The organism is Terriglobus sp. RCC_193 (genome assembly GCF_041355105.1).
Lineage (GTDB): Bacteria > Acidobacteriota > Terriglobia > Terriglobales > Acidobacteriaceae > Terriglobus.
Genome location: NZ_JBFUPK010000002.1, coordinates 796,947 through 808,086, shown reverse-complemented (window position 1 = coordinate 808,086; position 11,140 = coordinate 796,947). Strand labels below are relative to the sequence as shown.

Here is an 11,140-nt window from a genome sequence, read left to right as displayed (position 1 = left end):
AGCTTCCATGCGGAGTTTCGAAGTATGGCAAATGCACACGAAAGTTACAACGAAGACACCGATGTGCACCGCGGAAGGACTTATGGAACCGAAGAAACTACTTAGCTTCCCCTTGCGTCTGAGTCCGTCAGTACGAATGCAGGCCACAGAGCTTGCGCGGCTGGAAGGCATATCCCTCAATCACTTCATCAGCCTGGCGGTGGCGGAGAAAATCAGCCGCATGGAACATGAAAGTTGGTTGCGCCAACAGGGCAAGACGGCATCGTCCAGCCTGCCGCTCCGATCGCCCATACTCCGGCGCTTCTGATACGTTACAGCCACTTACAGCGTTGATCTCACAGTAACCAGGGGTTCCCTGATTTACTGCGAGATCACGCTGGAGCGGCTGGAGCGAAAGGTAATGCTCTTATGGAGAGGAGCTGGCAGCATGAAGGTAAATGGATAACTTACCGTCACAGTGACCACGCAACCGGGACTACCATTCCCTTGCGTTACATCACATACTCCACCACCGCCCGTGGTTCCGGGCCATGATGCCGTGACGGATAACTGCGATGCAACAATGCCAGGAGCAGAGTTGCTCTGGATGTACGTGAGGATGCTCTTCGTATCAGCCATGCACTGATAGGAAGAGGCGCTTGCGCAGGCCGTGCCGCTGTAAGTAGAACCTCTTACGGTTGCATAGCGCGCACCGCTAAGTGCGGCTGACTCCACATAATGTTCCGTATAAACCGCCAACGAACACTCCACGATACCCAACATCACGAGTGACACAAGGCTAAGACACAGCGCCATCTCCAGCAATGTGCTTCCCGACTCATGACGAGCGAGACGTTGTGCTGAAAAAAACTTAGCGCGCCGCACGAAGCCTCACCTCTGCCCTGATGGGAATGCTTGACGGAATGCCCGGCCACGGCAGAATCGGCGTATAGCTCGCACTTGTATCCACCTCGACGAAATACACGCTGTTCATGCTGCACGAAGGCTCTGAACTACAACTCGCAATCGCATTCTTCCCGTCCGAACATTCGCATCCATACTGTGCCAGAGGTACGATGCTGACGAGAGTCGACGTATCCGTCTTTGCCGCGGTGATCATTCCGGCCACATCCGTGGGATGATGAATGCCATACGCCGCACCCATACGAGCCGAAGCTTTGACAATCATCGATGCGCGAAACATGCGACCGATATCCATTGCACCAGCAAGCATCAGCAACAGAAATGGAAGGATGATTGCTGTCTCAATCAGGCTGGTGGCATCCTGATTGCTGGCGATGTTTCGCGATTGCGCTGCAAACTTCAGTACTTTCCGATACATGCTCATTGCACAAGCTCCGAATGGTCTCCGCCCAGTGGCGAACCAGACTGGAGAGTGGAGTAATCGTTACCAATCGTGCTGAGGATCTGTGCCGTGAACTGGATTCGATCCGCAACAATGCCATTGAACCTGGAAACGCCCGCAACTGCTCCGACGCCATACGTAACAAGTGCATCCGGCATATAGATAACGCCATCCATCCGCGATCCCTGTAGAAGATTGACGAGAAACGTTCCAGTGTTTGTAACTCCATGTGCCTGGAAGAAGAGGATGCCACCATAATTACCGCTGGTGGGCGCTGTTAGTTGATACGTCGAGAGTCCCAGCAGCGCTGGTGTCGCAGTGATGGAAAAGCTGCCGCCGTCTCCCTCGTTGTAAAACATGACTCCGTTGCCCACGATACTACTTAGAAGTCCTATGGTAATTGTGAGTCCGCTTGTAGTAGGGCCGGGGATACCGAGGATGGTGTTATGGCCGTTGCGCAGGATGTATACACCGGGATTAAACGTGACATTGGAAAGTACGGCGGCCGTAATGGCAATGCCACCGCAATACACGCCAGGATTAAAGACGTATGTGCTGCCGAGCGGGAGTACTAGAGATACAGGTTTGGGCGACCCATTGTAGACATTTCCGCTTCTTGTTCCGCACGCATCGTTTGCATTCGGAGGAGCGGGGAGATATGCGAGTGGATCGGCAGGCGTTGGCGGCGCAACCCCGGTAATGGGCGGCGGTACCGCGCCGCATAGCAAGCCTGATGTGCCACCACTTACTCGAATTTCTGGCGCGGACATTAAACCGATAAGGCAAGTAACTGCGGTGGGCGACTTCGATTCCACCACGATGCCGCATTTCGATTGAAAACCCAGTCCTGCAAGGACTGAGAGTGAACCGGATGCGGAAGGATTCAGTGCATAGATGCATGGTCCGCCAAGACCACGGGCTGCTTGCGCGCGTGCCTTGATGCGAAAACCATTGACACCAAAGACACGTGAGAAATACAAGGGAGCGGTTTCAGATATCTGCGCCTCCACATAGTTCAACTTGCTCTTATTGGGATCCGTACTGGAAAGGCAGACCGGATTGTTCACCATCAATGTGAGTGCAGTGCCTGGAGTCGCGCAGTCTGTAATGACCGTGCTGCCGCTGTAACCGTTCTCTGCCAGAGCAGTCTGCGCCGCCGTCTGCATGGCACTGCAGTTCGGCGAGTCGCCGCAGACGCGGACCTCCAAAGCACCGGCTAGCGCCGCAGCATCTGCTGCAGCCTGCAAACGCCTCTGTTCATGACGGACAAATCCAATATCCACAGCCAGTCCAAGGAATCCGATCAGCACGACCAGGCAAAGCGCGACCACCACCAGGACCTGGCCGCTATCGTCGTGAAAATCAGAACGCCCGCTCATGTAACCTCATACTCCCGTATATGAAGACGATCTCCTGGCCGCAATTCGCAGTGTGTAATGCGACCGGACGCAAGCTCAAGAACCGTGCGCACCGCGGGCACGATCGCCGTGATTCGATGTGCCTTAAGGAGCGGCCACAAACGCACTACACAAAAGTCCGCGTCCAATCCCACAACATCAATTGGAAAGCGCATGCCGAGTGTGTGCACGCCCGAACAAGGCTTGATCCACAAGCCTTGTTCGCTGCCCAGATCAGACCGGCCAAGAAGGCCGACCATCCGACGAAGCGACGTGTCTGCCACGCCGACCTTTGACGCTATCAGCCTTTGGTCGCTGGCTTTGGTTATCGTTACGAAATGTCTTGATTGCATCTATGCCTGTTTGCGGCGATACAAAATAATGCCGAAGACCAGTACGGCCAGAACACCTGCTGCAATACGAATCATCATCGTCATATCCATTGATCTATCTCCTTGTTAGTTCTTTCGTTTTTTCTATCGACTGCGGTGGATCACAACTTGAGTCACTGAATATCTTTCAGCACTCCGTACAAACTGAGAATGGCCGGTGCCAGCAAAACGAGAAACAGACACGGAAAGATAAAGAAGACGAGCGGAAACACGATCTTCACCTTTGTCTTCGCAGCCGCTTCTTCAGCACGTTGTTTGCGCTGCAGACGCAGGTCATCCGCAAAGCGAGTCAGTGCTCGAGAGATGGGCGTTCCAAATCGTTCGGATTGTGTCAACATCCCAACGAAGGATTGCACCTCTTCCGTACCGGATCGCTCTGCAAACCGTTTCCATGCTTCGATTCTTCCGCCACCTATTCGTTGTTCGAGCTGCACGCGCTGAAGCTCCAGGTATAGCTCTGGGTGGCTGAGAGCCAATTCATCAGAAACTCGCAGCATTGCCTGGTCCAACCCAAGACCAGCCTCCACACAGATGTTGAGCAGGTCCAACGCATCCGGTAGCGACCTTCGAATCCTGTCCTTATGCCGACGAATACGTCGACGCAACCAGATGTCCGGTAGCAGATAACCGGCTGCGGCAAAAGCCACACATGCCAGAAGCGGATTTCCACGTACGAAGCTCCCCGCGAAAAGACCGGCCAACGGAGCGATCCATTGCACTGCCAGGAAACTGTCCATCTGAATCGGCGTGCGCAATCCTGCTGCTTCAAGCTTCTCTGTGGCCTGTTTATTGCGTTGCAGCCCGAATCGTCGTGAAAGGGTTGAGGTCCATCCAGCCACAGTGTCCTGCAGACGCGGAGCGTGGAACTTAGCAATCGCAGATCTGGCTTCCACAACTTGCCTGAGGCGTCCCATGTCCTCTGACTCTGCGGCCAGCAATGGCAGTGCCACCAGCATCAGCGTGCAAAACAAAGCAAATCCTGCAGAGAGTACGAAGACAATCATCACGACGTTCATACCTCGATCCCGCGAATGATCTGGTGAATCGTGATGGCCCCCATGGCCAGTAGAACAACACCGGCATAGAGCAACTTCCGGCCCGACTCATCGTGGAGAAGGATGCGTGAATAGCCAGGACTCATAACGTTAATCACAAGCAGCAGAATGACGGGCAACAGACACAGAATCCAGCCCGTGAGACGTCCCTGTGCCGTATGAATGCGCACTTCTCCTTGAATCCGCACACGGTCGCGGATGACCGCCACGATACGATCCATTACGTCCGGAAGATTGCCGCCGGTATCTTTCTGTATCAGAACGCCTGTTACAAAAATGTGCAGGTCGCGTGACGGAATCCGCTCAAGCATGGCAAGAAATGCTTCGCGTAGCGGCAAGCCATAATTTTGATCGTGATGCAGTTCCACAAAATCGTGGCGAAGCGCAAGCGGCGCCTCTTCGGCGAGAATGCCGATGGCCACGGGGATCGAATGGCCAGCGCGCAGTGAGCGCGAAAACATTTCCAGAGACTGCGGCAATGCGGCATCAAATGCTCTGACGCGTTTCTGTTTTTTCCATTGCAGCCATGCTGTCGGAACAAACCCAGCGGCGAACCCAGCGATTGCAAGAAGAACATTGCCTGTTGCGAGATAGACCAGGAGCGGCACGCCCCATGCCAGGCTAACTGTAGCAACGATGAGCTCTCCAGCGCTCCACTTGCTCCGCGACCGCAAGAGCAACAGCTGGCAACGGCGAAGTACCTCTGTTCCTTCCAGCCGTTGCTCTAACCAGAAAAACGTTCCGGGAGCTTTCTCTTCCAGTGGCAACTGAGTTGTATTAGCCCCGTTGACTTTCGCCTTTGTGGCAACCAGAGAATGTAGCCTTGCTTCGGCTGCCGTTATCTCAGGGGAAGGCCTCGTCGCATACATCACTGCAGCGAACAAAAGCGGGGTCAGAACGGCAAAACAGAGAACCAGCATAGCGCTTAGACCTCCACACTCTGATTCAGAAGGGCGGCCAGGTGTTGAGCCGGAGTATCATGCAGCCTGCCTGCAAACCGTGGAAGTATGCCAGGAGAATAAAACCGGCCCGCTACCTTGCCTTCCTGCGTTCCACGCCTTCGCTCGAAAAGAAAAAGATCGTTCAAGGCAACCACGTCTGCCTGTGTGCCTGCTATTTCTGTGATGTGCGTGATACGCCGGGATCCATCACTCATACGCGCCACCTGGACAATGAGGTGTACGGCCGCTGCTATCTGTGAACGAATGGCCTTTTCCGGCAAGCCGACGTTCGCCATCATCGCCATTGTTTCCAGGCGAGCAATCGCATCGCGCGGAGAATTTGCATGAATGGTGGTGAGCGAACCATCGTGTCCTGTATTCATGGCCTGCAACATATCCAGCGTCTCTTCGCCACGCACCTCGCCCACCACAATACGATCAGGACGCATACGCAAAGCGTTGATGATCAGTTCGCGTTGGCGTATGGCACCCTGACCTTCAAGGTTCGGCGGTCGCGTTTCCAATCGGACCACATGCTCCTGCTTGAGCAACAACTCCGCAGAGTCTTCCACCGTAACAATGCGTTCACGTTCTGAGATAAACCCCGAAAGCACATTCAGCAGTGTCGTCTTTCCTGCTCCTGTTCCACCTGAAACCACAATGTTCAGACGAGCATGAACGGCGATACGAAGAATCTCCAGCATGGACGGCACCAGCATCTTCGAACGGAGCAGGTCTTCCGCAGTCAGAGGTGTGTTCCCAAACCGACGAATGGAAAGGATGGGTCCGTCGATCGCAAGCGGCGGAATGATCGCATTCACGCGTGAACCATCTGGCAATCGGGCATCCACCATGGGAGACGACTCATCCACGCGCCTGCCCACGGCGGAGACGATCTTCTCAATGATGTGCATGAGATGGCGATTGTCTTTGAAGACGATGTTCGTCTTCTCCAACAGGCCGCGGCGTTCTACATAAACGGAGTTCCATGTGTTGACAAGAATGTCGCTCACGGAAGGATCGTGCAGCAGTGGCTCAATGGGCCCCAGTCCGAAAACCTCGTTCAACACTTCCTGTGTCAGCCGATCACGTTCGGTCACGCTCAAAGGGACATTCTGCTCCACGACGATGCGTTGAATGATGCCGAAGAGCTGCTTCTGGCTGGCGTGCGTTTGATTGAACTCAACGAGACGTTCCAGATCAAGTCGCTTCAACAGCTCTCGGTGCACAGCAGACTTCAGCTCTTGCTGCGTGGCCTCAGATATGCTTAGGCGCACCGGTGTCGCTGTACTCAGCTCGTCGATTGTGATCATGCTCTGGATGCCCATCGTTTTATCCTTTACTCACTTCGTAGGAAACGCCGCTTCTTACCAGGCCGGCAGAAGCTGACGCCAGCGTGCACTTGCCTTCTTATGGTCGTTCTTGCCTGAAGCAGGTTTCGCATCCATACCCGCGACTTTGCCACTCCACGTCTGCAGAGACGCAGCCAGAGGGCTATCCTCGGAAAATTTCAACGTATTGCCGGAATTAGCTGCATGTGCCATTTCTGCAGGACTATCCGGGAGCTTCACCACAATGGGTAGCTTTAGAACCTTCTCTATCTGTTCCGCAGCCACTGCTTGCGGCGCGTTATAGCGATTGAGCGCGATCTTGAGCTTTGACGCTGCCCCCTCTGTTATCACCAGGCCATCCGCGATGCGGGAAAGATCTCGAACCGCGGCTACATCCGGTGTCGTAACCAGAAAAATTTCCGATGAAGCATTTGCGATGGCCGGCCATGTATCTAACTGCCTGCGGTCACAATCCACAATGATGTAGTCATACTCTCCGCGCAAAAATTCAATGGTTCGCGCAAACTCCTGCGGATGAATGACGTGTTCTCCTATCGATGAATCCGGCGATGACAAAACATCCAGTCCACTGGGATGATGCGCAACAAATCCGTAGAGAAGTTCGCTATCCATGCGTCTGAGATTGCGCACCGCCTCAACAAGCGTATGGCTATCGCTGGCAATACCGAGATAGACACATGCGTGGCCCAGGATCTGTTGCTGATCAATGAGGAGTGTTCTTCTTTGGTGCTGCTGCGCGATTAATGCCGCAAGATGGACAGCCACGCTGGTGGCGCCTACCCCTCCCTTTGCGCCCAGAATCGAAAGCACTGTTCCGCTAGCGGCGGTGCTGCCTATTTCGGTCAGGCAGTATTCCTGGAATCTGTCCAAGAGAATGTCCAGCTCTGATTGAGGCGAATGCTTTGCAAGATACTCGCTACATCCCGCGCGCATGGCTGCCAGGATGGCGGGCGACGTCATGCGCTTTCCAATCGCTACAATCAGAACCTTCCCCGGAAAAACTCTGGAAAGATAGAGCGATGTTTCTGCAGCTTCTTCCGGATTTGCGTCATAGTCAACGAATGCCAGGCACCCGTCCGACGAAGCAATGTATTGACCGACGGAAGGACGTCGAGGCGTCGTCAGGTAGCGGTCGAAATGAAATGCAGTACTGGACCAGTTGCGCGTGTTCACTGCATCCAGAAGTTCCTGAGTAACACGCGCATCCGTGCCGATCGTAAGCATCACTACATCCAGAGTTCCATTCAAGTGATACATCGCTCTGTTGTCCTTTCTGGCTATATCCAGTGTCCGTATTGCCGTGTTATTGCTTGCGCTCTTTTTGCATTTTGCTGTCGAACGTGTCGCGTTCCAGCATCTTGACCGCCAGGCCCGGCTCTTTGACCTGATCCTTCGAAGGATCCACGATCTCCGGGGTGACAAGCACCAGTAGCTCCGTAGTGGAGTGGTTAATGTTCTTACTCTTAAAAAGCTTGCCCAGAATGGGGATGCTCGCGACCCCTGGCGTCCGCGCAAGCTGGTCGGTCGTCCGCTGATCCAGCAAGCCTGAGATGGCAAACGTCTGGCCATCACGCAGCACCACCTGTGTATCGGCTCGACGGCTGGAGATGGCGGGGATCGTATAACCGCTGATTTGTACTGCGTTGGTGTAATCCAACGCACTGACCTCAGGCGATACCTTTAACTGGATGGAACCATCGCTGTTGACCTGCGGAAGAAACTCCAATCTCACACCGTAGGGCCGGAATTGCACACTGATGGAAGTAAGCCCGCTGACACCACCCTGAACAACAGGAAAAGGAAACTCACCACCTGCAAGGAAGTTAGCCTTTTCCCCGCTCATCGTCGTGATGTTTGGCTCAGCCAGAATTTGCAATACCTGCCGCTGTTCCAGGTCCTGCACCATCGCACCGATATTCAGATCGGCACTGTAAAGCAGGAAGTTCAATGGGTTTGTTACAGAAACAGTTTTCCCGCCCACGGTCGATGAGTTACCACCACTGCCGCTTCCGCTACCGCTGCTTCCTTGTGTGGAAGTAAGACCGGAAGGAAACTGCATCGTAGTGCTCTGCCCCAGGGTATTTCCGCCAGTGCTGAATAGGTTGAAACCCAGCTGCTCCAGCTTCGTGCGATCCACTTCCACAATGCGCACATGCAGACGGATCTGGTGCCCCACTGCAGAGTTCACGACGATGGCGTTGGAGACTTCCTTCGAATATTGCGCGGCAAGCTTTTCCGCAGTTTGCGAATCGTTTACACTGGCAACCGTTCCAGAGAGCAGGACACGGTCTCCCTGCGAACGCACCGTAATAGTGTCATTCGGCAGAGCGGACGTCAGCACGCTTTCAAGAAGGGCTGTATCTACATCCGCTGAGTAAAAGTAAGTGTGCGTTTCGCCACTCTCATCCCACACCATCAGAGAGCTCACGCCTGGCTCTTTAGCCGTCACCAGAACTTCATTCGGCGTAGCAGTGTATGCGGACAATACCGTCGGATTTGTTATGTAAATGCGCGACAGTCTTTTCTGCGACGTAATGTAAGCAGAGCGGCCGATAAGTATGTGCGTGGGCGTGTCAGACAGTACCGCGCTCACCATGCGAGGCGTGGGTTCCGATGCGGAGGATGGAGCCGCTCCCCGATCGGACACAGGTGCTGAAGCGGAGTTAGACTCGGTCGCGCCTACCGCCACAGGCGTAGCCGCGTGATGCGGACGAGGGCGTCGAGCATTCGCTGACTCAGGCGCGAATGTCGCGGTAAGGGCAAGGCAGATAGCAATTTGTTCAAAAGAATGAAGGCGAGGCATCAGAATGTCTCCACGGAATCCTTATCACCGCGACGCACCTGGATGCTGTAAGAAGCTTTCGCTGGCTTAGCATGAACAGGCCTTGGCGGTGACTGGGCTAAAGGCTTTGGCTCTGTCGTAATCGGAGCGGCAACGGTCGACGTCTGCATCGCCAATGCTGCAATGTGTACTGGTTCACTGTTCGCAACGGCGTGGTCTGTACCGTTACGCAAAACGAAGTGGACTGTACCCTGCGTGCTGGCAAGAACGATCTTCTCCGCATCCTCCGGTGCGACCAGAAGCGTTACAACATCCACGCGGCTGGCATGGCCATCTGGGTCGGGTTGCATCTTCTCGCCCGCAGTCAGCACCTGCGCGTCCTGCAGCACAATCGACGTAACAGGATCCGGTGATGCCGCAGCGCGAACTGTTACCAGGACATCAACACGTGTTCCGGGAAGAAGATAACCCGCTACACCAACGACTTCATTTGACTTAAGAGAAATAGCGCGCATACCCGCAGGGATGCGTGCAGAGAGCCCCGCCGTGGATGCGAGTTGGCGCGCCTGAACAGGCTCTCCTTCCTGCATTGGATAGAGGGTCGCCTTCCCGACGACATCCTGACTGTGGACATAGCCTCCCTGCAAAGGCGTATCGGCAGGCCACGAAACCACCTTCAGGTCCTCGGCTCGGATAACCTCACCAGCGTCCATATTTTTTGCCAACGCGACGTAGGCTAACTTGCCGGAATGAATAGACTGCTGCTGCGAAATCCTATGACCTAACCAAAGCGTGAAAATACCGGATACGGTAAGTGAGACAGTAAGTGCTACGACGGTGCGACGCGTTTGCATGTTATTTCCCAACCTTCTCAAGTGAAATGGTGAGAAGGGTTCCCGCGGTAATGGCGACCGCATACGGTAAGCGAAGATTGCGACGGTTGCGGACGTTCAGTTCCGGATGTGGCTCCAGCCCATTTTCATAGTGATGCAGCATGATGCGGCCCGTGTTACGAAACGATTCCACAACACGACCATGCCGCACCATCATGCAAACTGCGAGCGCCCCTCCGCAGAGAACAGTGCACATGAGAAGCGCCCCCGTATCCGCAAGACCAATGCCTGCCGCAATCGCAGCAATCAACTTCACGTCGCCGCCCCCCATTCCGCCTGCAAGAAACATCACTGCGAACAGGGATCCCGCAATCGCCGCAGCGGCAAACGATAGAAGCAATGCGTGCAACCCACCAAGCATTACCTGAAGCAGAAAAGCTCCGACCAGCGAAGACAGAGTGAACCAGTTCGGAATACGTCGCGTCCGAACATCCATAACCGCAGCGCAGAGGGCGACCATAGCGGTATACCCCTGCAAGACAACTGCATGTGATGTCATTACCGCGTACCTCCTGTGCACAAATTGGCAAACGAATACAGCGTCCTGACGGAACACCGTCAGGACCCGCGCGGACTAAGTGATGGCGTCCAGCTTTGCCTGGATACGTCCGAGCAAGCCGGTAAGAGAAGTCGCCAGGGTTTGCAGGGTTGCAACTGCAACCAGGCCGATTAGCCCGGCGATCAACGCGTACTCAATCAGGTCCTGGCCTGACTCATCTTCTGCGAAGTCTTTACAAATACGAGAGATATGCATTAGTTCTCCTTCTGAACGACGAAAATAGGCCAATATACTGGCCGGACCGCTATAGCTTCAGGATTTTTGCGTGGCAAAAGCATGCGCAAAGAAAAGCTGTTCCACCATCTTGCAGTCAGGATTGATACTCAGTCGCCCGAACGGATACTGTTCCTGGAAAAATTCTCAAATTTGATATCGGTGGCGATATCACATCGCAGCGAAGCAGCTATAAGTGCACCGTTGGGCA

At 54.4% G+C, this 11,140-nt stretch carries 13 protein-coding genes; 1 reads left to right on the top strand and 12 read right to left on the bottom strand.

The window, feature by feature from the left end:
* The first annotated feature begins 82 nt into the window (after positions 1–82).
* A complete protein-coding gene (locus AB6729_RS12185; protein ID WP_371081891.1) occupies positions 83–307 on the top strand; it encodes a toxin-antitoxin system HicB family antitoxin in 225 nt (74 codons plus the stop codon).
* Positions 308–360: 53 nt separating this feature from the next.
* On the opposite strand, the gene AB6729_RS12180 is transcribed toward AB6729_RS12185, so the two are convergent.
* The 12 genes from AB6729_RS12180 to AB6729_RS12125 all read right to left on the bottom strand — a co-directional run bounded on the left by AB6729_RS12180 (position 361) and on the right by AB6729_RS12125 (position 10,911).
* On the bottom strand, positions 361–864 hold the full coding sequence (locus AB6729_RS12180) for a TadE/TadG family type IV pilus assembly protein (protein WP_371081890.1): 504 nt from the start codon (positions 862–864) through the stop codon (positions 361–363).
* Entirely contained in the window at positions 851–1,327 is a 477-nt protein-coding gene (locus AB6729_RS12175) for a TadE/TadG family type IV pilus assembly protein (RefSeq protein ID WP_371081889.1), read from the bottom strand. The genes AB6729_RS12180 and AB6729_RS12175 overlap by 14 nt, the downstream gene beginning before the upstream one ends.
* A complete protein-coding gene (locus AB6729_RS12170) occupies positions 1,324–2,724 on the bottom strand; it encodes a pilus assembly protein TadG-related protein (RefSeq protein WP_371081888.1) in 1,401 nt (466 codons plus the stop codon). The genes AB6729_RS12175 and AB6729_RS12170 overlap by 4 nt, the downstream gene beginning before the upstream one ends.
* Positions 2,721–3,095 (bottom strand): DUF192 domain-containing protein, encoded by a 375-nt coding sequence (locus tag AB6729_RS12165; protein WP_371081887.1) that lies wholly within the window; start codon positions 3,093–3,095, stop codon positions 2,721–2,723. The genes AB6729_RS12170 and AB6729_RS12165 overlap by 4 nt, the downstream gene beginning before the upstream one ends.
* Before the next feature lie 152 nt (positions 3,096–3,247).
* Positions 3,248–4,150: a type II secretion system F family protein gene (locus AB6729_RS12160; RefSeq protein WP_371081886.1), complete on the bottom strand. Its 903-nt coding sequence runs from the start codon at positions 4,148–4,150 to the stop codon at positions 3,248–3,250.
* Positions 4,147–5,109: a type II secretion system F family protein gene (locus AB6729_RS12155; protein WP_371081885.1), complete on the bottom strand. Its 963-nt coding sequence runs from the start codon at positions 5,107–5,109 to the stop codon at positions 4,147–4,149. The genes AB6729_RS12160 and AB6729_RS12155 overlap by 4 nt, the downstream gene beginning before the upstream one ends.
* Before the next feature lie 5 nt (positions 5,110–5,114).
* Positions 5,115–6,458, bottom strand: coding sequence for a CpaF family protein (locus AB6729_RS12150; RefSeq protein ID WP_371081884.1), 1,344 nt, complete (start codon positions 6,456–6,458; stop codon positions 5,115–5,117).
* Between the two features lie 39 nt (positions 6,459–6,497).
* On the bottom strand, positions 6,498–7,739 hold the full coding sequence (locus AB6729_RS12145; protein WP_371081883.1) for an AAA family ATPase: 1,242 nt from the start codon (positions 7,737–7,739) through the stop codon (positions 6,498–6,500).
* A gap of 46 nt (positions 7,740–7,785) precedes the next feature.
* Positions 7,786–9,285, bottom strand: a complete 1,500-nt coding sequence (locus AB6729_RS12140) for a pilus assembly protein N-terminal domain-containing protein (protein WP_371081882.1) — start codon at positions 9,283–9,285, stop codon at positions 7,786–7,788.
* Positions 9,285–10,118: a Flp pilus assembly protein CpaB gene (cpaB, locus tag AB6729_RS12135; RefSeq protein WP_371081881.1), complete on the bottom strand. Its 834-nt coding sequence runs from the start codon at positions 10,116–10,118 to the stop codon at positions 9,285–9,287. Before cpaB ends, AB6729_RS12140 begins: the two co-directional genes overlap by 1 nt.
* 1 nt (position 10,119) lies before the next feature.
* On the bottom strand, positions 10,120–10,656 hold the full coding sequence (locus tag AB6729_RS12130; protein WP_371081880.1) for a prepilin peptidase: 537 nt from the start codon (positions 10,654–10,656) through the stop codon (positions 10,120–10,122).
* A gap of 75 nt (positions 10,657–10,731) precedes the next feature.
* Complete coding sequence (locus AB6729_RS12125) at positions 10,732–10,911, bottom strand: Flp family type IVb pilin (RefSeq protein WP_371081879.1); 180 nt, start codon at positions 10,909–10,911, stop codon at positions 10,732–10,734.
* Positions 10,912–11,140 lie beyond the last annotated feature (229 nt).

What these genes read in the sequence shown, in the direction of transcription:
- AB6729_RS12130 (WP_371081880.1), bottom strand. Translation starts at nt 10,656, where the DNA reads ATGACATCACATGCAGTTGTCTTGCAGGGGTATACCGCTATGGTCGCC.
- cpaB (WP_371081881.1), bottom strand. Translation starts at nt 10,118, where the DNA reads ATGCAAACGCGTCGCACCGTCGTAGCACTTACTGTCTCACTTACCGTA.
- AB6729_RS12170 (WP_371081888.1), bottom strand. Translation starts at nt 2,724, where the DNA reads ATGAGCGGGCGTTCTGATTTTCACGACGATAGCGGCCAGGTCCTGGTG.
- AB6729_RS12175 (WP_371081889.1), bottom strand. Translation starts at nt 1,327, where the DNA reads ATGAGCATGTATCGGAAAGTACTGAAGTTTGCAGCGCAATCGCGAAAC.
- AB6729_RS12150 (WP_371081884.1), bottom strand. Translation starts at nt 6,458, where the DNA reads ATGGGCATCCAGAGCATGATCACAATCGACGAGCTGAGTACAGCGACA.
- AB6729_RS12165 (WP_371081887.1), bottom strand. Translation starts at nt 3,095, where the DNA reads ATGCAATCAAGACATTTCGTAACGATAACCAAAGCCAGCGACCAAAGG.
- AB6729_RS12155 (WP_371081885.1), bottom strand. Translation starts at nt 5,109, where the DNA reads ATGCTGGTTCTCTGTTTTGCCGTTCTGACCCCGCTTTTGTTCGCTGCA.
- AB6729_RS12185 (WP_371081891.1), top strand. Translation starts at nt 83, where the DNA reads ATGGAACCGAAGAAACTACTTAGCTTCCCCTTGCGTCTGAGTCCGTCA.
- AB6729_RS12145 (WP_371081883.1), bottom strand. Translation starts at nt 7,739, where the DNA reads ATGTATCACTTGAATGGAACTCTGGATGTAGTGATGCTTACGATCGGC.
- AB6729_RS12160 (WP_371081886.1), bottom strand. Translation starts at nt 4,150, where the DNA reads ATGAACGTCGTGATGATTGTCTTCGTACTCTCTGCAGGATTTGCTTTG.
- AB6729_RS12140 (WP_371081882.1), bottom strand. Translation starts at nt 9,285, where the DNA reads ATGCCTCGCCTTCATTCTTTTGAACAAATTGCTATCTGCCTTGCCCTT.
- AB6729_RS12125 (WP_371081879.1), bottom strand. Translation starts at nt 10,911, where the DNA reads ATGCATATCTCTCGTATTTGTAAAGACTTCGCAGAAGATGAGTCAGGC.